24 protein-coding genes are annotated in these 23,357 nt (G+C 70.5%); 14 read left to right on the plus strand and 10 right to left on the minus strand.

The features are described 5' to 3' along the window. Nucleotides 1-7 precede the first annotated feature (7 nt). From E4T13_RS14190 to E4T13_RS14205, 4 genes are all read left to right on the plus strand, one after another. Entirely contained in the window at nucleotides 8-301 is a 294-nt protein-coding gene (locus E4T13_RS14190) for a hypothetical protein (protein WP_137178969.1), read from the plus strand. Between the two features lie 148 nt (nucleotides 302-449). Continuing rightward, on the plus strand, nucleotides 450-1,211 hold the full coding sequence (locus E4T13_RS14195; RefSeq protein WP_137178970.1) for an SDR family NAD(P)-dependent oxidoreductase: 762 nt from the start codon (nucleotides 450-452) through the stop codon (nucleotides 1,209-1,211). A 93-nt stretch (nucleotides 1,212-1,304) separates the two neighbouring features. After that, nucleotides 1,305-1,871, plus strand: a complete 567-nt coding sequence (locus E4T13_RS14200; protein ID WP_137178971.1) for an HD domain-containing protein — start codon at nucleotides 1,305-1,307, stop codon at nucleotides 1,869-1,871. Continuing rightward, on the plus strand, nucleotides 1,868-2,617 hold the full coding sequence (locus tag E4T13_RS14205) for a GNAT family N-acetyltransferase (protein WP_137178972.1): 750 nt from the start codon (nucleotides 1,868-1,870) through the stop codon (nucleotides 2,615-2,617). The genes E4T13_RS14200 and E4T13_RS14205 overlap by 4 nt, the downstream gene beginning before the upstream one ends. A 28-nt stretch (nucleotides 2,618-2,645) precedes the next feature. Here E4T13_RS14205 and E4T13_RS14210 read toward each other — a convergent pair whose 3' ends face one another. Together E4T13_RS14210 and E4T13_RS14215 are read right to left on the minus strand one after the other, a co-directional pair. After that, on the minus strand, nucleotides 2,646-3,620 hold the full coding sequence (locus tag E4T13_RS14210) for a quinone oxidoreductase (RefSeq protein ID WP_170985000.1): 975 nt from the start codon (nucleotides 3,618-3,620) through the stop codon (nucleotides 2,646-2,648). After that, nucleotides 3,620-4,144: a methylated-DNA--[protein]-cysteine S-methyltransferase gene (locus E4T13_RS14215; protein ID WP_137178974.1), complete on the minus strand. Its 525-nt coding sequence runs from the start codon at nucleotides 4,142-4,144 to the stop codon at nucleotides 3,620-3,622. The genes E4T13_RS14210 and E4T13_RS14215 overlap by 1 nt, the downstream gene beginning before the upstream one ends. Before the next feature lie 240 nt (nucleotides 4,145-4,384). Here E4T13_RS14215 and mnmE point away from each other — a divergent pair, with 240 nt between their 5' ends. The 6 genes from mnmE to E4T13_RS14245 all read left to right on the plus strand — a co-directional run bounded on the left by mnmE (nucleotide 4,385) and on the right by E4T13_RS14245 (nucleotide 10,621). Continuing rightward, nucleotides 4,385-5,713, plus strand: a complete 1,329-nt coding sequence (gene mnmE / locus E4T13_RS14220) for a tRNA uridine-5-carboxymethylaminomethyl(34) synthesis GTPase MnmE (protein WP_137178975.1) — start codon at nucleotides 4,385-4,387, stop codon at nucleotides 5,711-5,713. A 19-nt stretch (nucleotides 5,714-5,732) separates the two neighbouring features. Beyond that, nucleotides 5,733-7,598: a tRNA uridine-5-carboxymethylaminomethyl(34) synthesis enzyme MnmG gene (gene mnmG / locus E4T13_RS14225; protein ID WP_137178976.1), complete on the plus strand. Its 1,866-nt coding sequence runs from the start codon at nucleotides 5,733-5,735 to the stop codon at nucleotides 7,596-7,598. Beyond that, nucleotides 7,595-8,221: a 16S rRNA (guanine(527)-N(7))-methyltransferase RsmG gene (rsmG, locus tag E4T13_RS14230; protein WP_137178977.1), complete on the plus strand. Its 627-nt coding sequence runs from the start codon at nucleotides 7,595-7,597 to the stop codon at nucleotides 8,219-8,221. Before mnmG ends, rsmG begins: the two co-directional genes overlap by 4 nt. Beyond that, entirely contained in the window at nucleotides 8,202-9,014 is an 813-nt protein-coding gene (locus tag E4T13_RS14235) for a ParA family protein (protein WP_137178978.1), read from the plus strand. The genes rsmG and E4T13_RS14235 overlap by 20 nt, the downstream gene beginning before the upstream one ends. Continuing rightward, nucleotides 9,014-9,880 carry a ParB/RepB/Spo0J family partition protein gene (locus E4T13_RS14240; protein WP_137178979.1) on the plus strand — a complete coding sequence of 289 codons (867 nt, stop codon included), beginning with the start codon at nucleotides 9,014-9,016 and terminating at the stop codon, nucleotides 9,878-9,880. The genes E4T13_RS14235 and E4T13_RS14240 overlap by 1 nt, the downstream gene beginning before the upstream one ends. A gap of 180 nt (nucleotides 9,881-10,060) precedes the next feature. Continuing rightward, nucleotides 10,061-10,621 carry a PEP-CTERM sorting domain-containing protein gene (locus E4T13_RS14245; protein WP_170985001.1) on the plus strand — a complete coding sequence of 187 codons (561 nt, stop codon included), beginning with the start codon at nucleotides 10,061-10,063 and terminating at the stop codon, nucleotides 10,619-10,621. A gap of 18 nt (nucleotides 10,622-10,639) precedes the next feature. Here the strand turns inward: E4T13_RS14245 and holA are convergent, their stop codons facing one another. The 6 genes from holA to E4T13_RS14275 all read right to left on the minus strand — a co-directional run bounded on the left by holA (nucleotide 10,640) and on the right by E4T13_RS14275 (nucleotide 18,274). Continuing rightward, nucleotides 10,640-11,650: a DNA polymerase III subunit delta gene (gene holA, locus E4T13_RS14250; protein WP_137178981.1), complete on the minus strand. Its 1,011-nt coding sequence runs from the start codon at nucleotides 11,648-11,650 to the stop codon at nucleotides 10,640-10,642. Nucleotides 11,651-11,701: 51 nt separating this feature from the next. After that, nucleotides 11,702-12,418: an LPS assembly lipoprotein LptE gene (lptE, locus tag E4T13_RS14255; RefSeq protein ID WP_137178982.1), complete on the minus strand. Its 717-nt coding sequence runs from the start codon at nucleotides 12,416-12,418 to the stop codon at nucleotides 11,702-11,704. A 4-nt stretch (nucleotides 12,419-12,422) separates the two neighbouring features. Then, entirely contained in the window at nucleotides 12,423-15,110 is a 2,688-nt protein-coding gene (gene leuS, locus E4T13_RS14260) for a leucine--tRNA ligase (RefSeq protein WP_137178983.1), read from the minus strand. Between the two features lie 273 nt (nucleotides 15,111-15,383). Next, nucleotides 15,384-15,950, minus strand: a complete 567-nt coding sequence (locus E4T13_RS14265) for a DUF3576 domain-containing protein (RefSeq protein WP_240791139.1) — start codon at nucleotides 15,948-15,950, stop codon at nucleotides 15,384-15,386. Nucleotides 15,951-16,135: 185 nt separating this feature from the next. Continuing rightward, nucleotides 16,136-17,506, minus strand: a complete 1,371-nt coding sequence (locus E4T13_RS14270; RefSeq protein WP_137178984.1) for a porin — start codon at nucleotides 17,504-17,506, stop codon at nucleotides 16,136-16,138. A 213-nt stretch (nucleotides 17,507-17,719) separates the two neighbouring features. After that, nucleotides 17,720-18,274: a thiamine phosphate synthase gene (locus E4T13_RS14275; RefSeq protein WP_240791140.1), complete on the minus strand. Its 555-nt coding sequence runs from the start codon at nucleotides 18,272-18,274 to the stop codon at nucleotides 17,720-17,722. 210 nt (nucleotides 18,275-18,484) lie between these two features. Here E4T13_RS14275 and E4T13_RS14280 point away from each other — a divergent pair, with 210 nt between their 5' ends. The 3 genes from E4T13_RS14280 to E4T13_RS14290 all read left to right on the plus strand — a co-directional run bounded on the left by E4T13_RS14280 (nucleotide 18,485) and on the right by E4T13_RS14290 (nucleotide 21,238). Continuing rightward, on the plus strand, nucleotides 18,485-19,165 hold the full coding sequence (locus E4T13_RS14280; protein WP_137178986.1) for a YggS family pyridoxal phosphate-dependent enzyme: 681 nt from the start codon (nucleotides 18,485-18,487) through the stop codon (nucleotides 19,163-19,165). Between the two features lie 56 nt (nucleotides 19,166-19,221). Continuing rightward, nucleotides 19,222-20,235 carry a tryptophan--tRNA ligase gene (trpS, locus tag E4T13_RS14285; RefSeq protein WP_137178987.1) on the plus strand — a complete coding sequence of 338 codons (1,014 nt, stop codon included), beginning with the start codon at nucleotides 19,222-19,224 and terminating at the stop codon, nucleotides 20,233-20,235. Between the two features lie 82 nt (nucleotides 20,236-20,317). Further along, complete coding sequence (locus E4T13_RS14290) at nucleotides 20,318-21,238, plus strand: oxaloacetate decarboxylase (protein WP_137178988.1); 921 nt, start codon at nucleotides 20,318-20,320, stop codon at nucleotides 21,236-21,238. A 6-nt stretch (nucleotides 21,239-21,244) separates the two neighbouring features. Here E4T13_RS14290 and E4T13_RS14295 read toward each other — a convergent pair whose 3' ends face one another. Both E4T13_RS14295 and E4T13_RS14300 read right to left on the minus strand, forming a co-directional pair. Then, nucleotides 21,245-21,544, minus strand: a complete 300-nt coding sequence (locus E4T13_RS14295) for a hypothetical protein (protein WP_137178989.1) — start codon at nucleotides 21,542-21,544, stop codon at nucleotides 21,245-21,247. Between the two features lie 136 nt (nucleotides 21,545-21,680). Then, nucleotides 21,681-22,409, minus strand: coding sequence for a DUF1194 domain-containing protein (locus E4T13_RS14300; RefSeq protein ID WP_137178990.1), 729 nt, complete (start codon nucleotides 22,407-22,409; stop codon nucleotides 21,681-21,683). A gap of 152 nt (nucleotides 22,410-22,561) precedes the next feature. Here E4T13_RS14300 and secB point away from each other — a divergent pair, with 152 nt between their 5' ends. Next, complete coding sequence (secB, locus tag E4T13_RS14305) at nucleotides 22,562-23,044, plus strand: protein-export chaperone SecB (RefSeq protein ID WP_137178991.1); 483 nt, start codon at nucleotides 22,562-22,564, stop codon at nucleotides 23,042-23,044. The last annotated feature ends 313 nt before the right edge of the window (nucleotides 23,045-23,357 follow it).

Here is a 23,357-nt window from a genome sequence, read left to right on the forward strand (position 1 = left end):
CCGGATGATGACGCCAGATGCGTTTCGCGCCTCGCTCGCGCATTCGGCAGCGCCCGCGGATCTGTCGCCGGCGCTGGCTGCGCTGTGGCACGCGGCGCGGGACGAGTGGGACAGCGCGCACGTGGTCGTCCAGGCGCATGAAGGCGATGCCGATTGCGACTGGGTGCATGCCCATCTGCACCGGATAGAAGGCGATGCCGCAAACGCGGCCTATTGGTATCGGTGCGCCGGCAAGCCTGTCGCCAGCGGCGCCTTGGCGCAGGAGCGCGAGGCGATCCTCATCGCCCTGACTCAAGGATGACGTTGCGGTGCGCGGCCGGCCCCAGCCGCATCACAACGCCCGGCCCCCGCCCCAACCACCTCTGACAGCGCCCGGCATCGGCCGGCCGGCGCATTGGCCGTTCCCCCATTTGGGCCGATCCTGCCCCAGCGTGGAGGGACAGGGCAGGATGGGACGGCTCACAGGCAAGCGCGCTTTGGTGACGGGCACGGGGACCGATGGGATGGGGCGTGCCATCGCACTCGGCTTCGCACGGGAAGGCGCGGATATCGCGCTGCATCATCGCGCCGAGCCGGAGCAGGCCGACGCGGTGGCGCGCGAGATCGCCGCTACCGGACGTCGCGCCCGCGCCTTCGCTGCCGATTTCTCCGACACCGCCGAGACACGCCGCATGGTGCGCGATGCGGCCGATTGGCTCGGCGGGCTCGACATCCTGCTATCGGCCGCCGGGACGATCACCCGTACGCCCTTCCTCGCGCTGACCGATGCGGAGGTGCAGCACGTCGTCGGCGTGAACCTGCTTGGCACCTTCGCCTGCGCACAGGAGGCGGCACGGGTGATGGCGGCGGCGGGGCAGGGCGGCCGGCTGATCGCGATCTCCTCGATCAACCAGCAGAAGGGCATGCCGCTGCAGTCGCACTACGCAGCGTCCAAGGGCGGGATCATGCAGCTGTTCCGCAGCATGGCGCTGGAGCTCGGCCCGCTCGGCATCACCTGCAACCTGATCGCGCCAAGCGCGGTGGTCACGGACCTCAACCGGCACATCATGGGCGATGCGGCGCACCAGGCCCGCGTGGCAGCGATGATCCCGCTGGGGCGAATCGGGCTGCCGCAGGACATGGTGGGCGCGGCGATCTTCCTGGCCTGCGAAGAGAGCGCCTGGATGACCGGAACGACCCTGCATGTGGATGGCGGCCGCGGCGCGGTGTGAGCCACGCCCTTCCTTGGCCGGATCTCGGGGCTGGCCCCTGTGCAGCAACACGCCGCAGCTTGCAGAATGTCGAGAGAGGAGTCCTGGCCGCCGATGTCCCCACCCACCCCCGAGGCGAGGCTGCTGCGCGCAGCCGTCTTCGCAGCCCGCGTGCATGCCACCCACAAGCGCAAGGGCGCCTCGGCCGAGCCATACGTCAATCACGTGCTGGAAGTGGCGCAGATCCTGGCGGAACACGGCGCCCCGGAAGAGGCGGTGCTGGCCGGGCTGCTGCACGATACCGTCGAGGACAGCGACGAGGACCCGGAGCCGGTCACCCCTGCGCGGCTGGTGGCGGAGTTCGGGGAGGTGGTGGCCGGCATCGTGGGCGAGGCCACGGACGACAAGTCGCTGCCGAAGGAGACACGCAAGGCCCTGCAGGTGCGGCAGGCGCCGAAGAAGAGCGATGCGGCCAAGATGCTGAAGCTGGCCGACAAGATCTCGAACCTGCGCGCGATTTCCGCCAGCCCACCGGCCAATTGGGAGCATGCCCGCCGGGTGGAGTATGTCGGCTGGGCCGGCCGGGTCGCGGTGGGCCTGAAGGGCGTCAATCCGGCCCTGGACGCGCTGTTCGAGGCGACCTATCGCGACGCGATGGCAAGGCTGGCGAATGAGGCATGACGGACGACCTGCCGACGGTAGTGGAGATTGAGCGGGCGACGCTCTCGGCGGTGCCCGCGCCGCGCATCCTGTTCGAGGGCGGCTTTGTCGTGCGGAGCTTCGCCGGGGGCACCGGCCGCGCGAATGCCGCCTGCCCGCTCGACCCCACATCGGATCCGGCACTTCCGGCGCGCATCCCGCGCATCGAGGCGTTCTATCGTCGCGCCGGGTTCCGGCCGCGCTTCCGTTCCACGCCGCTCGATCCGCCGGGACTTGTGCCTTTGCTGGAGGCGCGCGGCTACCGCGCGCATGACGAGAGCCAGGTGATCCTGGGGCCGCTCGGGGAGCATTTCCGGGACGATGCCGACTGCACGGCGCTGGCTGCGCCGGACCCGGATTGGACCCTGGTCATGGCGAGCGGTGAGCACCAGGTACCGGCGCGCCAGGCGGAAAAGGCGCGCATGCCAGAACTGCTCGGCGTGCCGGCCGCCTGGATCCTGCTGCGTGTGGACCGCAACCCGGCCGCCTGTGCCTTCGTCACGGCCGATGGCGCGCTTGCCGGGCTCTTCGACCTGGCCGTCCGGCCCGAGTTCCGGCGCCGGGGCCTGGGCAGCCGCGTGATGTCGGCTGCCGGCGCCTGGGCGCGCGCGCAGGGTGCTCGCTTCGCCTATGCCCAGGTCGCCTGCACGAACGCCGCATCGCTTGCGCTGAATGCGGGGCTCGGCCTGACCGAGCGCTATCGCTACCGCTACTTCCTGCCGGGTTGAGACTTGGGCCGGCCGGCGGCCGCTTTCCTCAGGGCAGGAGGATCGTGCTGCCCGTGGTCCTGCGCGCCTCGAGTTCACGATGGGCGTCGCCCGCGTTCCGGAGAGCGAAGCGCTGGTTCACGTTGATCTTGACGGCGCCCTTGGCAACGACGTCGAACAGGGCATTGGCGCAATATTCGAGGTCCTCGCGCTTCGCAGTGTAGGTCGCGAGCGTGGGGCGTGTGAGGTAGAGCGAGCCCTTGGCGGCCAGCACACCGATATCCGGCACCGACACCGGGCCCGATGCGTTGCCGTAGGACACCATCATCCCGAAGGGCATCAGGCAGTCGAGCGAGGTCAGGAAGGTGTCGCGGCCGACACTGTCGAAGACGACGGGCAGCATCGCACCACCGGTGATCTCCTTCACGCGGGCCGGCAGGGCATCGGTGCCGATGACGACGTGATCGGCTCCGTGCGCCTTGGCGAGCTTCGCCTTCTCCTCGGTACTGACGCTGCCGATGACCGTCGCACCGAGATGCTTCGCCCATTGCACCATGATCAGCCCCACGCCGCCGGCCGCAGCATGCACCAGGATCGTCTGCCCGGCCTGGACCTTGTAGGTGCGCGTGAGCAGGAAGCAGGCGGTCATGCCCTGCAGCATCATCGCGCCGGCCTGCTCATCCGTGACGCCGGCGGGGATCTTCACCAGTCGGTCGGCCTTGATGGTGCGGGCCTCGCTGTAGGCGCCGATCGGGGCCGTGGCGTAGGCGACGCGGTCGCCGGGCGCGACATTCGTCACGCCTTCTCCCACCGCTTCGACCACGCCGGCGCCTTCCATACCGATCGTGGCCGGCAGCGACGGCGCCTTGTAGAGGCCCGTGCGGAAGTAGACGTCGATGTAGTTCAGGCCGATGGCTTTGTGCCGCACCAGCGCCTCGCCGGCCTTCGGGGCAGGAACCGGGACTTCCTCCCAGACCAGAGCCTCGGGGCCGCCATACTCGTGGACGCGAATGGCATGGTTCATCAGAGTGTGGTCCCTCGCTGGCCTGCCCGGGACAAGCCGAGCGGCAGTTCTGGCAGAGTCTTGGCTGTAGGCCGCCCGAAGGCGCGTCGTTCATGGTCGAGTAGCCACCGCTTGGTGGCCGTTCCGTCACCACCCGAATAGCCCCCCAGCGTTCCGCCGGCGCCCACGACGCGATGGCAGGGGATCAGGATGGGGATGGGGTTCCTGCCATTGGCCTGGCCGATGGCGCGGGCGGCGCTGCCGAGGGCGCGAGCAAGATCGCCGTAGGAGCGCGTCTCGCCACCGGGGATCTGGCGCAGCGCCGCCCAGATGCGTTGCTGGAAGGCTGTGCCCCGCGGCGCGAGTGGCACGTCGAAGGCGTCGCGCGCGCCATCGAAGTAGTCCTGCAGTTGTCCCGCAGCTGTGGCCAGCAAGTCTGTCCGGTCCTGGTCGCGCCCCCGTCCCCAATCGAGCGCGACGATCGCACCGTTCTCTTCCGAGACGGTCAGGTCGCCGAGTGGGGTGAGGAGGGTGAGTTGTGGCATGGCTATGTGTGCGGCGAGGCCATGCGCCACAATCCGGGGGCTTCCGTCAAGCTTGGGCCGCCGATCGGGATCGGGGCAGGCCGCCGAAGGCTTTCCCGCGGTCCTCGACGACGCTTCAATTTCCCAGGCACACACCCCCACGCGAACCAAGCTTCGAGCCGTGTTCCACCCCGCGCCGCCGCGGTCTATGGGAGTGTTCCACGTGAAACACCGCATTGGCGTTACTCCGGCCGGCCCGGCATGAGCGAACTCAGCGATACGATCTTCGCGCGCGCGTCCGGTGCTGGCATCGCGGCCGTCGCCGTGATCCGGCTGTCAGGGCCATCGACGCGGCACGTGCTGCAGCGGCTTGCCGGGCCGCTCCCGCCGCCCCGTTATGCAAGCCTGCGCCGTCTTCGCTGCCCCGACGCCGGAGACACACTCGACACAGCCCTCGTGCTCTGGTTTCCAGGCCCGGCGAGCTACACTGGCGAGGATTCCGCTGAGCTGCACATCCACGGAGGTGCGGCCGTCCATGCGGACATCGCGTTGGCGCTGGTGAGGCTCGGATGCCGGCCTGCCGAAGGCGGCGAGTTCACCCGCCGCGCCTTCCTCCACGGCAAGCTGGACCTGACGCAGGCAGAGGCGACCGCCGACCTGATAGCGGCCGAGACAAGCGCCCAGCGGCGCCAGGCGCTGCGCCAGGCAGACGGTGCACTTGCCCGGCTGTATGGCGACTGGACGGCCCGTGCGAGCCGAATGCTTGCGCATCAGGAGGCGGCCATCGAGTTCGCCATGGACGACCTGCCGACCGAACTGGACAGCGCTGCGCGCGTCATGGCCGCCGAACTGGCTGACGAAATCGCGCGGCACCTTGCGGATGGCCGCCGCGGAGAGAAGCTGCGTGACGGGATCTCCGTTGCCATCATCGGGGCGCCGAATGCAGGGAAGTCCTCCCTGCTCAACGCGCTCGCAGGCCGGGAAGCGGCCATCGTGTCAGCCCAGGCCGGCACGACACGGGACGTGGTGGAGTGCCGGCTCCTCCTGGCCGGAGTGCCCGTCACGCTCGCGGACACGGCCGGTCTCAGAACCACGACGGACGATATCGAGCGAGAGGGGGTCCGCCGGGCCAGCGCGCGCGCTGACGAGGCGGACATGATCCTGGCCGCCTTTGCGACCGACGCTGAACCAGATGCCGCGACCCTGGCGCTGGTCGGGACGCATCCCGCGGCGCTCCTCGTCGCGACCAAATGCGATCTTGCCGATCCCCCGGCCACGCTCGGGGATAGGCCCCTTCTGCGAACGAGCGTGCGTCTGGATATCGGCGTGGATGAACTGAAGGCGGAATTGGCCCGGCAGGCAGCGCAACGGGCCGGCGCGGTGGATGGCCCGGTGATCACCCGCGCACGGCATCGTGCCGCGCTCATTGAAGCCTATGGGCTGCTCATGGAGGCCCGGTCTGCGCATCAGCCGGAACTCGCCGCGGAAGCGTATCGCGGCACGGTGCGCGCTCTCGGCCGCGTGACGGGGCGCGTCGAAGTGGAGGATGTGCTCGACATCGTCTTCAGTGACTTCTGCATCGGCAAGTAGCTGGCCTATACCGCGCCGCATGGATGGCGATGCCTATGATGTCGTGGTGGTCGGCGGCGGCCATGCGGGCTGCGAGGCGGCTGCGGCTGCGGCCCGGTGCGGCGCGCGCACGCTGCTGCTGACGCATCGCCTCGACCGGATTGGTGAGATGTCCTGCAATCCGGCGATCGGGGGGGTCGGGAAGGGGCATCTGGTCCGCGAGATCGATGCTCTCGACGGGCTGATGGGTTGCGCTGCCGACGCCGCCGCCATTCATGGGAAGCTGCTGAACCGCAGCAAGGGCCCCGCGGTGCGCGGTCCGCGCGTGCAGGCAGATCGTGGCCTGTACCGTCAGGCGATGCAGCGCCTGTTGCGGCAGACGGCAGGACTGAGCCTGGCGGCTGATGCCGCGGAGGACATGGAACTCGATGCTGCGGGCGGACTCGCTGCAGTCCGAACGGCGTCAGGCCGCCGCATTGCGTGCGGAGCCCTGGTCCTCACCACCGGCACCTTCCTGCGTGGCGAGATCCATATCGGCGAAACGCGGGTTCCTGCCGGGCGGCGCGACGACCAGCCTGCCATCGGCTTGGCGCTTGCCTTGGAGCGCCTGCGCCTGCCCCTCGCGCGTCTGAAGACGGGCACGCCGCCGCGCCTTGACCGCCGCACCATCGACTGGGATGGCCTGGAGGCGCAGCCCGGCGACACGCCGCCGGAAGCGATGTCGTGGCTGACCGACCGGATCACCAACCCGCAGGTGGAATGCCGGATCACCTACACGACACCTGCCACGCATGCCCTGATTAGAGACAACCTGCACCGCACCGCCGTGCATGCCGGGCGGATCCAGGGTGTCGGTCCGCGCTACTGCCCGTCCATCGAGGACAAGGTCGTCCGGTTCGCCGATCGGGAGCGGCACCAAGTATTCCTGGAACCGGAGGGGTTGGACGACCTGACCGTCTACCCGAACGGCATATCGACCAGCCTGCCGGAAGAGGTCCAGGCGGCGGTGATCGCCAGCATCCCCGGCCTGGAGCAGGCACGCATCCTTCGTCCGGGCTACGCCATCGAGTATGACTATGTCGACCCGCGTGCCCTGTACGCCACGCTGGAAGTCCGCGCGGTGCCGCGCCTGTTCCTGGCCGGGCAGATAAACGGCACGACCGGCTACGAGGAGGCTGCGGCGCAGGGTTTGATGGCCGGGCTGAATGCCGCGCAGCGCGCCTCGGGCAGGCGGCCGGATCGCGTGCTGGGGCGGGCCGAGGCGTATATCGGCGTGCTTGTCGATGACCTCGTTCTCCATGGTGTTTCCGAGCCATACCGGATGCTGACGGCGCGCGCCGAGCACCGGCTTTCCCTGCGCGCGGACAATGCCGGCCTGCGTCTGACCGACCGTGGCGTGGCCTGGGGCTGCGTCGGCAGCCTTCGCGCCGCCCGCCATGCCAGCTTTGCGAGCGAAGTCTCGGCCGCCTGCGAAAGAGCGCGCATGGAAGGCGCCACGCCTGGGGAATTCGCGGCGCTCGGTGTGGCGGCACCCGCCGATGGGCGTCGCCGCACCCTGCTCGAACTCCTGGCCATGCCGGGCATCAGCATCCACGACGTCAGCCTCCGGTTCCCCTGGCTCCGCGAGCTCTCCGCGACGGTTCTTGCCCAGCTCGAGGCAGAGGCGCTTTACGCGCCCTATCTCCGCCGACAGGAAGCGGAACGCCGGCTGATCGAGAAGCAAGACCGGCTGCGTATCCCCGAAGAGCTTGATTTTGCGCTGATCCCTGGACTCTCGCGGGAGATGCAGCAGAGACTGGCCGTCGCCCGGCCGACAACGCTAGGCTCTGCAACGCGCATTGCCGGCATCACGCCCGCTGCCATCGCGGCCCTCGCCGTTCATCTCCGGCGCGAGGCGGTGCAGTGAGCGTTTCACGTGAAGCAGCCGGGCCTGGCCAGGTTGCGCCTGGGCTGCTCCAGGATCGGCTCGATCGCTTCCTGGACCTGCTTCTGCGGTGGAACGCCCGCATCAACCTGGTGGCGGATCGCGACGCGGATGCGATCCGCCACCGGCATGTCGACGACTCGCTGCAACTGCTGCCGCTGCTTCCCGAAGGCGACGAGCCGATCGGCGATCTCGGCAGCGGCGGCGGCTTCCCGGGCCTGGTCCTGGCCATGGCGCTGACCCGGCCGGTCCACCTGATCGAATCGGACCGGCGCAAATGCGCCTTCCTGACCGAGGCGGCAGCCCGGCTCGACCTCCACCATGTCACGCTGCACCCGACGCGCATCGAGGCTGCACGGCCGCCGCCGCTGCTCGCCGTCACAGCCCGCGCGCTGGCTCCGCTCGACACCCTGCTCGAGCATGCCGAGCGTCTGCTCGCCCCGGGCGGTGTCGCGCTCTTCCCGAAGGGGCGAACGGCCGCGGCCGAGTTGACCGATGCCGAACGCCGCTGGACAGTCCGAGCCGAGCGCTTCCCGAGCCGCACCGACCCCGAGGCCACCATCCTCCGCCTGAGCCAGATCCGACGTGCCGGACCCGACGCCTGACCGCGGGCCGCCGCGCGTGCTCGCCTTCGCCAACCAGAAGGGCGGCGTCGGCAAGACCACCACGGCCATCAACCTCGCCACGGCCCTGGCCGCCGAACACAAGGTGCTGGTGCTGGACCTCGATCCGCAGGGCAATGCCTCCACCGGGCTGGGCATCAGCAGGGAGAACCGCACCGCCGGATCCTATGCCCTGCTGGTCGCGGGCAGGCCGCTGCAGGAGCTGGTCCGGCCGACAGCCGTCCCCAACCTGTCCATCCTCCCCGCGGACCCGGATCTCGCGGGTGCCGAGGTCGAGCTCGTCACCTTCGACGGCCGGGAACGTCGTCTCGCCACCGCGCTCGCAGCGGATGCGCGGACGCTCGCCTCCTATGATTTCGTGTTCCTGGACTGCCCCCCCTCCCTTGGGCTGCTGACCTTGAACGCCCTGGTCGCCGCTGATGGCGTCATCGTCCCGCTGCAGACGGAATTCTTTGCTTTGGAAGGCATCAGCCAGATCACGCGGACCATCGACCGAGTGCGCCGTGCTCTCAACCCGCGCCTTCAACTCGAAGGGATCGTGCTGACCATGGTGGACCGACGTAACAATCTTTCGGAACTCGTTGCGGCGGATGTCCGGAGCTTCTTCAAGGAAAAGGTGTTCGAGACGGTGATTCCACGCAACGTGCGGATCAGCGAGTCCCCTTCCCACGGCCTGCCCGTCCTGCTCTACGATTTCCGCTCACCCGGCGCCCAGGCGCATCTCCGGCTTGCCGCCGAATTCCTGAAAAGGGAGCGCTCGCGCCGCCGCCCCTGATGAGCAGCACCACCCGCAAGCCCCCACCATCGCGCCTCGGTCGCGGCCTCTCGGCCCTGATCCCCGACGCGCCTTCCAGCCAGGACGGCGCCGCGCTCCGCACCCTGCCCGTCGAGGCGCTCGAACCCGGCCCCTTCCAGCCGCGCGGCGGCATGGACAAGGCGAGCCTTGAGGAACTGGCGGATTCCATCCGCGAGCACGGCGTCCTCCAGCCCATCCTTGCCCGCGCCAAGCCCGGCCAGGATGGCCGCTACCAGATCATCGGCGGTGAGCGCCGCTGGCGCGCCGCGCAGGCCGCCCAGCTTCACGAAGTGCCGGTCCTGGTGCGAGACCTCGGCGACCGCGAGGCGATGGCCGTCGGCCTGGTCGAGAACCTCCAGCGCCAGGACCTCAATGCGATCGAGGAAGCCGAGGGTTATCGTCGCCTGATCGACGAGTTCGGCCTGACCCAGGACGCGCTCGGCCAGGCCGTGGGGAAAAGCCGCAGCCATGTCGCCAACACGCTCCGTCTGCTCACCCTCCCCGGCACCGTGCGCGATCTCGTCGGCAACGGCGTGCTCTCCGCAGGGCACGCGCGCGCGCTGGTCGGCACCAAGGACCCCGGCCGCCTCGCCGCGCAGATCGTCGCCCGCAGCCTGAACGTCCGCCAGGCCGAGGCCCTCGCCGCCGCCGAGAACCGGCCGCGCGATCCCGCCACGAATCGCCCGAAGCGCGATGCGGACACCGCCGCTCTGGAGCGCGACCTGACGGAACGCCTGGGTCTTCGGGTGACGGTGAAGCAGCAGGGGAAGGGGGGCGAGGTCGTCATCCGCTACGGCGACCTCGACCAGCTCGACGGGCTGGTGCGGCTGCTCGGGGGCGGCTGAGCCGGGCTGCGCGTCACGGACAGGCGGTGCCGGCGATCCGGCCAGACACGCCCGGGCGCAGCAGGACTGTTGCCGAGGCGCGACGGAATGGTCCAAGACTGTGGCTACGAAACCCAGGACGGCTCGATGGCAGGCAACGCAGCAGCGGGACACGCAGGCATGCGCAGGATCGTAGGGGCCGTGGCGACCGCCACGCTGCTGGTCCTGGGACTGCAGCCGTCCGAGGCTGGGGCAGCCATGCTCATCAGGGTTGCAGAGGACGCTGCCGGCGTCACCTTCGTCGGCAGCGGATCGGTCAATCTCACCGGCCTGACGAAGGTCGACTCGGACATCGGCGTGTCATCCATCGATCCAGGCAACAGCCAAATCGTCGTCGGGGGCGCGGTGGATTTCTACGGCTATCCCTCAATACCCGGCCAGTTCGGGGCCATCGGTGGTCCGGTGTTCGCGACCTCCTCCTCGGGCGATGCCTTCGGTCTCACCTTCCCCTTCATCGGCCTTCCCGCCGGCTACGTCTCGGGCGCGGACCTCGCCTTTTCGCTGTTCTTCTCCGGCCAGACCCTGGATTCGCTCACGCTGGTGACGGGCAGCTATGTGTGGTCCTGGGGCAGCGGCGCGGACGCCGATTCGGTGACGCTGCAGATCGGCGCCCCCGGCGCAACCGTGCCGGAGCCGGCCTCGGTCGCCCTGCTGGGCGCCGGGCTCCTCGGCATCGCGGGATTGCGTCGTCGTCGGCGCTGACCGCGGCGCGGCCGACCCCTACCGCGCCGCCTGGCGCGCCTGGCGCGCCAGCATCGCCACTGCCGCCCTGGCGAGCGTGACATCCGCCTCGCGGAAGGCCGTGGTCTTGGTGCGCTTCTCCGCCTCCAGCAGCGCCGCGCCCACCGCCTCGAGCTGCGGCGCCGACCACAGGCGCACGGCGCGGTCAAAGACGGGCTTGTGGCGGAAGAAGACGGGCGGGCGGAGCACCCCGGCATCGCCGCCCGCCAGCACGACCTCATGCAGGCGCTGCACATGGCGCAACGCCGCGCGCAACACAGCCACGGGGCTCGCCCCCTCCGCAAAGACCAAGGCCAGCGTCCGGTCTGCCGTGGCGGCATCGCCCACGGACGCCGCCATCAGCGCCTCCTCCAGGTCGAGCGCCGCGCCCTCGCCCGCGCAGGCCAGCGCGGCATCCTCATCGACCCGGCCGCCGGGCCCGACATAGAGGGCCAGCTTCTCCATCTCCCGCCGGGCCAGCATCCGGTCGTCACCGAGCCGCCCGGCCAGCCAAGACAGCGCCCCCGGCTCCGCCTGCACGCCCTGTTCGCGCAGCATCCGCCCGAGCGTCCCGGCGAGTTCCTCGCCCCGCTCCCGGTAGCAGGCGATCACCGCCACCTCCGGCGCCGCTTCCGCCAGCGTCCGGAGTTTCGAGCGGGCGGGCAATACCCCGCCTTCCAGCACGATCAGACCGTCCCCGGGCGCGACGACCGCATCCTTCAGCGGGCCGGCATGCGCATCCGTCGCATCGCGCAGCCGCACGACCCGGCGGCCGCCGGTCATGGCGAGTGCCGCGGCCTCACCGGCCAGGAAGCCTGGCTTCGCCGCTTCCTCCCGCGTCGGCTCGGCGAGGCGGAAGGGGTCGTCCATGGCGCCGCCGAGCACGGTGCGGACCAGCGCCTCGGCGCGCTCACGCACGAGGCCCGGATCGTCGCCATGCAGCAGCACTGCCCGGAAGCCGGCGGGGTCGCCGAGAACCGATGCGGCCCGGCGCGGCTCGATCTTCGCCATCGCCTCAGCGCCGCCGCGCGCAGCGCCCGACCGATGGCGCCGCGGCGGCCCTCATCGCACGGCGCCAGCCGGCCCGATTCCGCCGCTCAGCCCGCCCTGCTCGCCCAGGCTCTGCCCGGGAATGATCGCCCCCGGCGGGCGGATGATGCTGGGGTCGGAGGGCGCGGCCTGCGGCACCGGCTCGATCAGCCGCGGCGCGACGCCGTCCTGCAGGCCCCGGAAATTCAGGGCGACGCGCTGCACCACCTCGGTCGCCAGCACCTCCGCCAGCCGCCTCTCCATCGCCTCCCGGCTCATGTCCGCGGCGAAATACTGGCTTGGCTGGATGTTGAAGGCGTCGATCGCCCGTTCGAAGCCGTTCGCCACCGTCTCGCGCGGCGTCAGGCGCAGCAGGGTCCAGTTGGCAGTGGCGATGTAGCGCACGCGCGTCGCCGCGCCATCTGGCTGGATGCCGAGCCCTTCGGCCGAAAAGCTCGGCGTCACCACCAGATCCCAGCGGGCCGCCTTGGTCGCATGGCCGCTGGCGGCGGCGAGGCGCTGTTGCAGGGTCCGGCGGAGCACCTGGCCGAAGCGGTCGGCGATCAGGCCCACGCGGATCGCCGCAAGCTCATCCGCGATCGCCGGCTCGTTTGCCGCCGCCGGTCCGTAGATCGGGCGGAAGCCGCAGGCTGCGAGCGCCAGGGGCGCAAGCGCCGCCAGGCCGCGGAGCACGCCCCGCCTGGCGACCGCCACCGCCTTCCCGCCCGTCTCGCCGCCACCGCGCCGCATCGCCTCACACCACCAGGTTCACCACGCGCCCGGGCACGTGGATGCGCTTCCTGACCGGCTTGCCGCCGATGGCACGCTGCACGTTCTCCTCGGCCTCCGCCATCGCGAAGATCTCGGCCTCCGGCGTACCCACCGCCACCTCGATCGTGGCGCGCAGCTTGCCCAGGACCTGCACGGCGAGGGTGACGGTCTCGGCCTTCAGCAGGTCGGGATCGGCCTCGGGCCAGCCCATCTCCGCGACAAGCTTCCCCTCATGCGGGCAGAGGACGGAAAAAACCTCCTCGGCGAGGTGCGGCATCATCGGGGCGGACAGTCGCGCCAGCGTCTCCAGCGCTTCCCGCCGCGCGGCACCCATGCCCTCGGCCGAGGCAGCGGCTTCCGTCTCGGCGATGGCATTGGCGAATTCGTGGATGCGCGCCACGGCGACGTTGAAGGCGAAGTCGTCGAGCGCCTCGGTCACCGCGGCGATGGTGCGGTGCGTCGCCTGGCGCAGCTTCCGCGCCGCGCCGGTCACGCCCTCCGCCGAGGTGCCCGGCCGCGGCAGCGACGGCGCGGCATTGGTCGCCAGGCGCCAGATGCGCTGGGTGAAGCGGAAGGCGCCGGCGACGCCGGATTCCGTCCACTCCATGTCCCGCTCGGGGGGATTGTCGGACAGGATGAACCAGCGTGCGGTGTCCGCGCCGTACTTCCCGATGATCGCGCCCGGGTCCACGGTGTTGCGCTTGGATTTCGACATCGCCTCGACGCGGCCGATCACCGCGGGCTCGTTCGAGCCCTTCACCGTGGCGCTGCGCGTGCCGTCCGCATTGGCGCTGATCTCCACCTCCTCCGGGTAGAGCCAGCGGCCATCGGCGCCCTTGTAGCTTTCATGCTGCACCATCCCCTGGGTGAAGAGGCCCGCGAAGGGCTCCTCGCATTCCAGATGGCCGGTTGCCTTCATCGCGCGGGTGAAGAAGCGGCTGTAGAGCAGGTGCAGGATCGCGTGCTCGATGCCGCCGATATACTGGTCCACCGGCAGCCAGGCATCCACGGCGGCGCGCGTCACCGGCTCCGCAGCCTGCGGCGAGCAGAAGCGCGCGAAATACCAGGAGCTGTCCACGAAGGTGTCGCAGGTGTCCGTCTCGCGCACCGCCGGCTTGCCGCAGGACGGGCAGGCGACATGCTTCCAGCTGGGATGGTGGTCGAGCGGATTGCCGGGGCGCGAGAAATCCACGTCCTCCGGCAGCACCACCGGCAATTGCTCCTCCGGCACCGGCACGGCGCCGCAGGAATCGCAATGGATCACCGGGATCGGGCAGCCCCAGTAGCGCTGGCGGGAGATGCCCCAGTCGCGCAGGCGCCAGTTCACCACGCCGACGCCCTGTCCGCCTTCCTCCAGCTTCTCGATGACGCGGCGCTTGGCCGTCGGCACGTCGAGCCCGTTCAGGAAGTCCGAGTTGAAGATCTTGCCGTCGTCCGTGTAGGCGACGTCGCCCAGCGTGAAGGTCGCAGGATCCTCGCCGGGCGGCAGCACCACCGGCAGTACGGTCAGGCCGTATTTGCGGGCGAAATCCATGTCGCGCTGGTCGTGGCCGGGGCAGCCGAAGATGGCGCCGGTGCCGTATTCCATCAGCACGAAGTTGGCGATCCAGACGGGGAAGGAGACGCCCGGCAGGAAGGGATGCGCCACGCGGAAGCCGGTATCGTAGCCGCGTTTTTCGGCCTGCTCGATCGCGGCTTCGGAGGTGCCCATCCGACGGCATTCGGCCACGAATTCCGCGGCGTTCGCGTCGCGCGCCGCCGCTGCCGCGGCCAGCGGGTGCTCGGCGGCGACGGCAAGGAAAGACATGCCGAACAGCGTGTCCGGCCGCGTCGTGAACACTTCGACCTCTTCGTGCGCCTGCGGCGCGCCGGCCTGATTCAGACCCTCGGCCTGCGGCCTCGGATCATCAGGACGGCCGGGCTGCAAAAGCTTGAAGCGCACCCGCGCGCCTTCGCTGCGGCCGATCCAGTTGGCCTGCATCAGCTTCACCCGCTCCGGCCAGCGGTCGAGCGTGTCCAGCGCCTCCAGCAGGTCCGGCGCATACTTCGTGATGCTCAGGAACCACTGGCTGAGCTTCTTCTTCTCGACCAGCGCGCCGGAGCGCCAGCCGCGGCCGTCGATCACCTGCTCGTTCGCCAGCACGGTGCCGTCCACCGGGTCCCAGTTGACCCAGCTCTCCTTCCGCTCGACCAGGCCGGCCTTCCAGAAATCCAGGAACAGCTTCTGCTGCTTGCCATAGTAGGCGGCGTCGCAGGTGGCGAATTCGCGCGCCCATTCCAGCGAGAGGCCCATGCGCTGCAGCTCCGCGCGCATGTTGGCGATGTTGTCCCAGGTCCATTTGCCGGGATGCACGCCACGCTCCCGCGCCGCGTTCTCCGCCGGCAGGCCGAAGGCGTCCCAGCCCATCGGGTGCATCACCAGATGCCCGCGCGCCCGCTTGTAGCGCGCCACCACGTCGCCCAGCGTGTAGTTGCGCACATGGCCCATGTGGATCTTGCCGGAGGGGTAGGGGAACATCTCCAGCACGTAGTATTTGCGCGCGCCGAGCGGCGGCACGTCGGGCACGGCGAAGCAGGCGCGGCGGTCCCACTCCGCCTGCCAGCGCGGCTCGGCGGCGGCGAAGTCGTAGCGGGCTGGCTCTTTGGCGGTCGGCGTGGCGGCGTCGTTCATGGTGTCGCGGCAATCGGCAGGGTCGGGGGCAAGGGATAGAACCCACCGGCCCCGCTGGAAAGGCTCGGCAACATCTTGCATTCGCGCAACCACCCGGCGCACCGGCACCTGTCACGTCTTCGAGCCGGTGCTGGGCGAGCGCGACCATGCCGCGCGGCTGCCCCGATGCTGGACGCAGCCAAGCCGACCAGCGAGACCCGCGGCATCATCGCCGTGGACCGCACCCTGCCGATGCCCTCCACCCTGTGACGGCGCCCCAGGGCGCCGGGCGTTTCAGCGCGAGGCGGCGGTGGAGTTCGCGCGCAATTCGCGAGCGCGCGCCAGCACCTGGTCTTCCAGCTCGGTCGCGGTGCCGGCCGAAACCGGCGCGTCCACCCAGCCGCCGCCGCGGGCTTCCTGGCGGAACACCACGATCCGCACCCCGTCCGACCGAAGCTGGCGTCCCAGGATGTAGGCGGTGGCGCGGAAACGTTCGGCGCCGGCGCCGGGCGGCGAATACCAGTCCGTGATGACGACGCCGCCGAAGGGATCGGCGGAGGTCAGCGGCATGAAGGACAGGGTGTCGAGCGTGGCGCGCCAGAGGAAGGCGTTCACGCCGATGCCGGCGGCGCCCCCGGAGTCCGCGGCCTGGCTGCGCTGCTGCGCGCGGTCGGTGCCGAAGAGCAGGATGCCGTCGGAGCCGCCGAGGCGGCCGCGCACGCCGTCCCGGCCGCGGCCGCTGTTGTATTCGTCCTGGCCGGGCACCCGGAAGTTGCCATCCTCGGAGGAACAGCCCGCGAGCACCAACGCCGCCGCCATGGCGCAGAGGGCCACGGTCTTCGCCAGAGATCGCTCACCCATGCCTGCCGGTCCCATTGTGGAGAAGCGCACCACCCATTCCCCTGCAAGGGCTCCGCTCTAGCGCGGCTGGCAGGCTATTGGAAGTCGCCGCCCGGCCCTGGCCGAAGCCACGCGGCCCCCCGGACATGGAAACGGGGCGGCGGGTCACCCCCGCCGCCCCGCCCCGTTTCAGACCGAAGCCTGGATCAGAAGGCCAGGCGCGTGCCGATCATGAGAACCTCGGCGTCGCGGTTCTGCAGCGTGCCGGCCGGATAGGTCGTGCCGCTGATCGTCACCGCGGGCAGAGAGATGTTCACGTCGTTGTCGCGCAGCTGGTTGTAGCTCGCGAACACTTCGAGGCCCGGCGCGATGGTGTAGGCCGTGCCGATGCCCCAGATGGTCTGCTCGCGGGACGAGACGCCCGGGCCGTTGCTCTGCGAGGCGACGCCGTAGAAGCCGCCGAACGACCAGGCGCCCATCACATAGGTCAGGCCGAAGCCGTAATGCGAGGACATGTCGCGGCCCTGCGGCAGCGCACCGGTCGCCGGGTTCCCGAGGTAGTTGCCCCAGGTGTACTCACCGCCGAAGGTGAAGCCGTAGGCGGAGACCTGCGCACCGACCGTGTAGGTCGAGACGTTCTTGGCCTGGTTGGTGATCGGCGTGCCGTTGGTGTTCACGCCCGGCGAGTCGGCGAACTGCGCGCCGAAGCCGGCGGCCACGCCGACATTCTGGAACGAGCCGCGGTAGCGGATCGCCGCCGAGATCTCGTTCGTCAGGCCCGTGCCGTCGCGCTGCACCGGCGTCGGCGCGAGCGCCGAGCCCGCGGTGACGGAGATGCTGTCCACCGCGCGGCCGCCGATGATGCGGTCGCCCTCGTTCCGGTTCGGCGAGAAGCTGACGCCGAAGTCGAAGCCGAAGAACTGCGGCGAGAGGTAGACGATCTTCGTGGAGTCGTTGCCGTCGTTGATGCCGGTGAGCAGCGAAGGACCGCCGCCCGTGAAAGCGCTGCTGCTGAGCAGGCCGTCATCCCAGTCGCCGTCCAGGCCCATGCCGAGGATGGCCGGGGCGCGCACCTGCAGCAGGCTCGCAGCGCTGTCTTCCTCACCGAAGCGCAGCGTGCCGAGGGTCGGCGACGACACGAAGGTGTACGCCTCGTCCACGTCGAAGATGGTGCCGCCGGTGCCGTCGTTCTGGATCTCGACGATACCACCGTAGGACATGCCGTTGGCCGCCTTGCCGCTGATATCGACGGTCAGCTCGACCTCGTTCTTGAAGTCGGTCCGCTGGCGCGCGACGCGGCCGATGCCGCCGACGCCCTGCGGGCGCAGGCCCGAGGCGCGGTCGAGATCGTCGGTCTGGTAGTTCGCCTCGAACACGAAGTAGCCGCCGAGGCGGACCTGCAGCGCGTGCGGCGCATTGGACGGCCGGCCGATCTGAGCCGGCATCAAGGGACGAGCCTGGATCTGCTCGCCGACCGCCTGACCCGGCGTTTGGAACTGCTGCTGTGCCTGGGCGTCCACCGCCCCGAACAGCGCAGCGCCGACCACCGCCGTGGTGCCCAGCAGAATCTTGCGCATTCCGTAAACCTCCTCCTGAACCGGGTCGCCCCCGGCATGCTCCGGCCCGCCTGCCCCCCTCGACAGGTGCCGCGCTCGGAATCACTCCGCTCGCGGTCAGGCCCGTCGGCACTATTGTCGCGTGGGCTGGCCAACGTCCATTGGAGTTGGGACGCCATCGCGACTTACGCGAAACACTGTGGCATCTCCGCCACAACCTGGATTGCGCCCGGATCACACATGGCCCAGCGCCCCGATCGCGGCCAGGCCGACAGCCCGCCCCCGGCCGCCGCGCGGCAGCCGTCCTGCCGTGGCCGCCGAGAGGCCACCCAGCGCCACGGCCGGGCAGGGCAGGCGCGCGGCCAGCGCGGCCCAGCGCAGCGGGCCGAGCGCCGGCGCGCCGGGATGGCTCGCGGTGGGAAAGGCCGGCGAGAGCAGCGCGCAATCCGCGCGCAGCCGCCGCGCGCGCGCGATCCCCGCCCGGCCATGCACCGCGACCGTAAGCAGCGCCCAGGGCATCCCGGCCCGCCGGGCGATCAGGACAGGCAGCAGGCCGCGCGACCCCGCCCGGTCCGGAACATGCAGCCCGGCCCGCAGCGCCAGCGCCGCCCGTCCTTCCCCGCCAACCAGAAGAAGAAGCCCGCGCCGCCGGCAGAGAAGCGCCAGCCGCGCCAGCACCGCAGGCGCCGCGCCGCGCGCCAGCACCGCCGCCCCGCGCGGCAGCCTTGCCGCCGCGGCGCAGGGATCGGGCAGGCGCAGGGGGTCGGACAGCAGCCAGAGCCGCGGCACGGCCCGCCCGCCGCGCCCCGCCGCCGGCTTGAGCCGGCGCGACCACCCTTCCAGAGCAGCGCCCGTTCGAGTGGAACCGCTCCGCGGTTCCGCCGAACGGGCATAAGCTGCTCTGGAATCATGTTTTCCAGAGCACGACCTTCCGATCGACTTCTTCCTGTCGATCGGAACGTGCTCTAGCGTCCGGCCGCCCATGCCCGGATCGTCCCCATGACCGACATCGCCCGCAACCTCGCCGCCATCCGCGCCAGGATCGCCGAGGCCTGCGCGCGCGCCAACCGCGACCCCGCCGGCGTCGGCCTCGTCGCCGTCTCCAAGACCCACCCGGCCGAGGCAGTGGTCGCGGCGCTGGCCGCCGGGCAGACGGTGTTCGGCGAGAACCGCGTGCAGGAGGCGCAGCAGAAATTCCCCCCGCTCCGCGCCGACCACCCGGCGCTGCGCCTGCACCTGATCGGGGCGCTGCAGACCAACAAGGCGCGCGACGCCGTGCGCGTGGCCGACGTGATCGCGAGCCTGGACCGCCCGAAGCTGGCCGCCGCCTTGGCCGACGCCATGAAGAAGGAAGGCCGCGCGCCCGGGCTGCTGGTGCAGGTCAACACCGGCGACGAGCCGCAGAAGGCCGGCGTGCCCCGCGCCGAGGCCGATTCCTTCATCCGCGCCTGCCGCGACGAGCACGGGCTGACGATCTCGGGGCTGATGTGCATTCCGCCGGCGGAAGGCGACCCGCGCCCGCATTTCGCCTTCCTGGCGAATCTCGCCGCGAAGTACGGGCTCGCCACGCTCTCCATGGGCATGAGCGCCGATTTCGAGATCGCCATCGCCGAGGGCGCCACGCTGGTGCGCGTCGGCACGGCGATCTTCGGGCATCGGGACTATCCTGCGCCTGCTTGACGCGGGGCATCGCCCCGCACGACACCAACGCCACTCACCAGAGCAAAGCGTCCCCCATGGCTCCGACGAACAACCGCGTCTTCTCCGGCATCCAGCCTTCCGGCGTGCCGACCCTCGGCAACTATCTCGGCGCCATCCGCAACTGGGTGCCGCTGCAGGAGACGCACCAGGCGATCTATTGCGTGGTGGACCTGCACGCCATCACGCAATGGCAGGACCCCGCCGACCTCCGCCGGCAGACGCGGGAGATGGCGGCGACGCTGATCGCCTGCGGGCTCGACCCGAAGCGCTGCGTGCTGTTCGTGCAATCCCATGTGCGCGCCCATGCGGAGCTCGCCTGGATCTTCAACTGCGTCGCGCGGCTGGGCTGGCTGAACCGCATGACGCAGTTCAAGGACAAGGCTGGCAAGGACCGGGAGGCGGCGTCCGCGGGGCTCTACGTCTATCCCAACCTGATGGCGGCCGACATCCACGCCTATCACGCGACGAAGGTGCCGGTGGGCGAGGACCAGAAGCAGCACCTGGAGCTGGCGAACGACATCGCCCAGAAGTTCAATCACGACTACGGCGTGGACTTCTTCCCGAACATCGACCCGCTGATCCAGGGCGTGGCGGCGCGGGTGATGTCGCTGCGCGACGGGACGAAGAAGATGTCGAAGTCGGATCCCTCCGACCAGTCGCGCATCAACCTCAACGACGACGCCGACCTGATCGCGCAGAAGATCAAGCGCGCCAAGACCGACCCGGAGCCGCTGCCGGACCACCTGGCGGGGCTGGAAGGCCGGCCGGAAGCGCGCAACCTGGTGGGCATCCTGGCCGCGATCACGAACACCCTGCCGGAGAATGTGCTGCGCGAGCATGGCGGGCAGGGCTTCGGGCAGTTCAAGAACACGCTGACGGAGGCGCTGGTGGACCACCTGGCGCCGATCCAGAAGGAACTGAAGCACCTGCTGGAAGACCAGGGCGCGCTGGACGCGGCACTGCATCTCGGCGCGGAACAGGCCGAAGCGATCGCGGAGCCGATCGTCGCGAAGGCGCGGGATATCGTGGGGTTCCTGCCGCGGCGATGAGACACGGGGAGGGCCTCGGGCCCTCCCCGAACCCCTCCCGACAGGGGCCTGAGGCCCCTGGCCCCCATTCGAGGACATCCGCATGGACAATGCACCGAAGCTGCCGATCGGGATGGCGGATGCGCCAGGGCGCCACCGCAGGCTGCGCGACCTGCTGAACGACCAGAAACTGTTCCTGGCGCCTGGGGCGTTCGACTGCCTGGGCGCGCGGCTGGTGGAAGCCAGCGGGTTTCCGGCGCTCTACGTCACCGGCGCGGGCGTCTCGATCAGCACGATGGGCGCGCCGGACCTCGGCGCGGTATCCTTCGCGGAGATGCTGGATCGCGTGCGGCGCATCTGCGACGTGGTCTCCATCCCCGTCATCGCCGATGGCGACACCGGCTATGGCGGGCCGATCAACGTGATCCGCACCGTGCGCGAATACGAACGCGCCGGCGTCTCGGCGATCCAGATCGAGGACCAGGAATGGCCGAAGAAATGCGGCCATGAACCCGGCCGCGTCATCGCGCCGGTGGAGACGATGGTCATGCGCATCCGCGCCGCCATCGAGACCCGCCGCGATCCCGACTTCGTCGTCATCGCCCGCACCGACGCCCGCGCCGGCGAGGGGCTGGACGCCGCCATCGCGCGCGCCAAGGCCTATCGCGACGCCGGCGCCGACGTGATCTTCGTGGAAAGCCCGCAGAGCGAGGCGGAGCTGGAACAGGTCGGCCGCGCCTTCCCCGGCGTGCCGCTGCTGGCGAACATGGTGGAAGGCGGCAAGACGCCGATCCTGCCGGCGGAGCAGCTGCAGGCGCTCGGCTTCCGCCTGGCGATCTATCCCAACGCGCTGACGCGGCTCTTTGCCAAGGCGGGGATGGAGATGCTGGCGAGCCTCAAGGAAACCGGCAGCAGCAATGCCATGGCCTCGCGCATGTACAGCCATGGCGAGCTGTGGTCGCTGTTCGACAACGCCACCTGGCGCGCCCTGGAGGACCGCTACCTGCGCCTGCCAGCGGAATAGGCGCGGTCACGTAAGGCTCAGCAGCGTCATCCCGATCGCCGTCGCAACCTTTGCCGCCTGCGCCAGGCGCGGCGGGCCGCCGTAGCGATCCGCCGACCGCCACACGCCGACCGCGGCAAGGATGTTGTACGGCACAGACAGCACATAGCCGACGAACAGCGCCGCCAGCGGCTGGTCGCGCATCACCAGCACCATGAAGCCGATGGAGGTGGTGACGTTCACCACCAGCCCGACGGTTACCGCCCAGGTCCAGAACGCCTCCGCCAGCGGCAACTCGCCCCGCCAGAGCCGCAGCAGCGCGGTCATATCAGGCGGACGAAGGTTTCACCTTCGTCCCTCAATCGCCGGCGCTTCGCTTGGCTTCGCGCCACTCGGCGCGGGCCGCATTCGCGGCCTCGGCCAGCGATCGCTGGCCGCCGGTCGCGCCGTCGTCCGACGGGTGTCAGGCGCGGTCCACCACGGGGCCGCCGAAGCCGGCGATCTCCCGGATCAGCTTGCGCCGCACGGCATTGCCGAAGGCCTCGAAATCCTCCGCCGGCACCAGGAAGGCGCCCTGCCCGCCAATCACGCTCTGCCGGTAGTACTGGTCGAGCGGCATGGGCGGCGGGCGGCCGAAGGTGGGGCGGTCGTTGAGGATCGGCAGGCCATTGATGGTGATGCCCTCCGCCACCGCGCGGTCGCGTGCCTGCTCGGCCGGCGGGCCGCTGTTGTTCACGCCGTCGCCGGAGACATCGATCACCTTGCGCGTCGCCTCGAAGGGGCAATCCGCCAGCACGCCGCGGGAGAAGTCGATCGCGCCGGAGACCGAGGTCCAGGACAGCGAACTGCGCGGCGCCTCCGCCAGCGCGGTTGCCCAGACATCGGCATCCATCTGGCTGCCGATCCGCTTCCAGGGGATCACGAGGCGCTGGAACTCGATGCCGGCCCATTCGACATAGGACACCGCGATGGCGCCGAGCATGCCGCCACGGATCGCCTCCACCACGCGCGGGTCGGTGATGGCGGCGCGGTAGCCCTCCCGTTGCAGCCGCGCCTCGTCCTCGTCCACGGAGCGGCTGACATCGACGGCCAGCACCAGCGCGACATCGACGGGTTCCTCCGCCCGGCCCGTGCGGGGCTGCTGGGCAAGGGCCGCGGCACCGGCCGCGGCAATCAGGGTCCTGCGGCGCATGCGCGGCTCCCACGGGTCGTGTGCACCCATGGAACCGCAATGCGGGGCTGCGGTTCAAGCAGAACCCGCTTGACCGCGCAGGGTCGTGCGCTGGCCGGCGCGGCGCGGGCGTGCTAGCCGGACGCCGCCACGTCGCCGAGCGGAACAGCCTCATGTCGGACGCCCCTTCCTCGCCCATCCCCAACGGCCAGCCGGCGCCGCCGCTGCAGCTCAACATCCAGTACACCAAGGACCTTTCCTTCGAGGTGCCGGGCGCGCCGGAGATCTTCCTGAGCCTGCGCGAGCAGCCCCGCGTGGACCTCTCGCTCGACGTCCAGGCGCGGCCGGTGCCCGGGCAGCAGCCGAACATCTTCGAGGTGTCGCTGCAGATCCGCGCCGATGCGAAGATCCAGGAGACCTCCTGCTTCATCGCGGAGCTGGTCTATTGCGGGGTCTTCACCCTGAACGTGCCGCAGGAGCATGTGGAGCCCGTGCTGCTGGTCGAGTGCCCGCGCCTGCTCTTCCCCTTCGCGCGCAACATCCTGGCCGACGTGACGCGCGACGGCGGCTTCCCGCCGGTGATGCTGAACCCGATCGACTTCGTCGCCCTGTGGCAGAGCCGCCGCGGCCAGGCGCAGCAGGTCGGCACCGCGTAACGCGGTGCCCTCAGGCGCCGGGCGGCGGCTCCGCCGCCTTGGCTCGCCGGACAGCCGGCGGGCCGCATTCGCGGCCTCGGCGCGCGGCGCGCGCCGGGACATTGGTGCCCTCAGGCGCGTCGTGCGAAGGCACGCCTCCGGCGTGCGGCGGCGGCTCCGCCGCCTTGGCTCGCCGGACAGCCGGCGGGCCGCATCCGCGGCCTTGGCGCGCGGTGCGCGCCGGGACGTTGGTGCCCTCAGGCGCCGGGCGCCGGCCGGCGTCGCAGTGCGCTCTGCGCGCCGATCTGCGTTGAGCCCTGCCGCATGAGGCCCG

Source organism: Roseomonas sp. AR75, assembly GCF_005222815.1.
Taxonomy (GTDB): Bacteria; Pseudomonadota; Alphaproteobacteria; order Acetobacterales; family Acetobacteraceae; genus Falsiroseomonas.

Excerpts from the sequence above, each read along its gene's own strand:
- E4T13_RS14190 (WP_137178969.1), top strand. The coding sequence starts at position 8 with ATGACGCCAGATGCGTTTCGCGCCTCGCTCGCGCATTCGGCAGCGCCC.
- E4T13_RS14195 (WP_137178970.1), top strand. The coding sequence starts at position 450 with ATGGGACGGCTCACAGGCAAGCGCGCTTTGGTGACGGGCACGGGGACC.
- E4T13_RS14200 (WP_137178971.1), top strand. The coding sequence starts at position 1,305 with ATGTCCCCACCCACCCCCGAGGCGAGGCTGCTGCGCGCAGCCGTCTTC.
- E4T13_RS14205 (WP_137178972.1), top strand. The coding sequence starts at position 1,868 with ATGACGGACGACCTGCCGACGGTAGTGGAGATTGAGCGGGCGACGCTC.
- E4T13_RS14210 (WP_170985000.1), bottom strand. The coding sequence starts at position 3,620 with ATGAACCATGCCATTCGCGTCCACGAGTATGGCGGCCCCGAGGCTCTG.
- E4T13_RS14215 (WP_137178974.1), bottom strand. The coding sequence starts at position 4,144 with ATGCCACAACTCACCCTCCTCACCCCACTCGGCGACCTGACCGTCTCG.
- mnmE (WP_137178975.1), top strand. The coding sequence starts at position 4,385 with ATGAGCGAACTCAGCGATACGATCTTCGCGCGCGCGTCCGGTGCTGGC.
- mnmG (WP_137178976.1), top strand. The coding sequence starts at position 5,733 with ATGGATGGCGATGCCTATGATGTCGTGGTGGTCGGCGGCGGCCATGCG.
- E4T13_RS14240 (WP_137178979.1), top strand. The coding sequence starts at position 9,014 with ATGAGCAGCACCACCCGCAAGCCCCCACCATCGCGCCTCGGTCGCGGC.
- holA (WP_137178981.1), bottom strand. The coding sequence starts at position 11,650 with ATGGCGAAGATCGAGCCGCGCCGGGCCGCATCGGTTCTCGGCGACCCC.
- lptE (WP_137178982.1), bottom strand. The coding sequence starts at position 12,418 with ATGCGGCGCGGTGGCGGCGAGACGGGCGGGAAGGCGGTGGCGGTCGCC.
- leuS (WP_137178983.1), bottom strand. The coding sequence starts at position 15,110 with ATGAACGACGCCGCCACGCCGACCGCCAAAGAGCCAGCCCGCTACGAC.
- E4T13_RS14265 (WP_240791139.1), bottom strand. The coding sequence starts at position 15,950 with ATGGGTGAGCGATCTCTGGCGAAGACCGTGGCCCTCTGCGCCATGGCG.
- E4T13_RS14270 (WP_137178984.1), bottom strand. The coding sequence starts at position 17,506 with ATGCGCAAGATTCTGCTGGGCACCACGGCGGTGGTCGGCGCTGCGCTG.
- E4T13_RS14280 (WP_137178986.1), top strand. The coding sequence starts at position 18,485 with ATGACCGACATCGCCCGCAACCTCGCCGCCATCCGCGCCAGGATCGCC.
- trpS (WP_137178987.1), top strand. The coding sequence starts at position 19,222 with ATGGCTCCGACGAACAACCGCGTCTTCTCCGGCATCCAGCCTTCCGGC.
- E4T13_RS14290 (WP_137178988.1), top strand. The coding sequence starts at position 20,318 with ATGGACAATGCACCGAAGCTGCCGATCGGGATGGCGGATGCGCCAGGG.
- E4T13_RS14295 (WP_137178989.1), bottom strand. The coding sequence starts at position 21,544 with ATGACCGCGCTGCTGCGGCTCTGGCGGGGCGAGTTGCCGCTGGCGGAG.
- E4T13_RS14300 (WP_137178990.1), bottom strand. The coding sequence starts at position 22,409 with ATGCGCCGCAGGACCCTGATTGCCGCGGCCGGTGCCGCGGCCCTTGCC.
- secB (WP_137178991.1), top strand. The coding sequence starts at position 22,562 with ATGTCGGACGCCCCTTCCTCGCCCATCCCCAACGGCCAGCCGGCGCCG.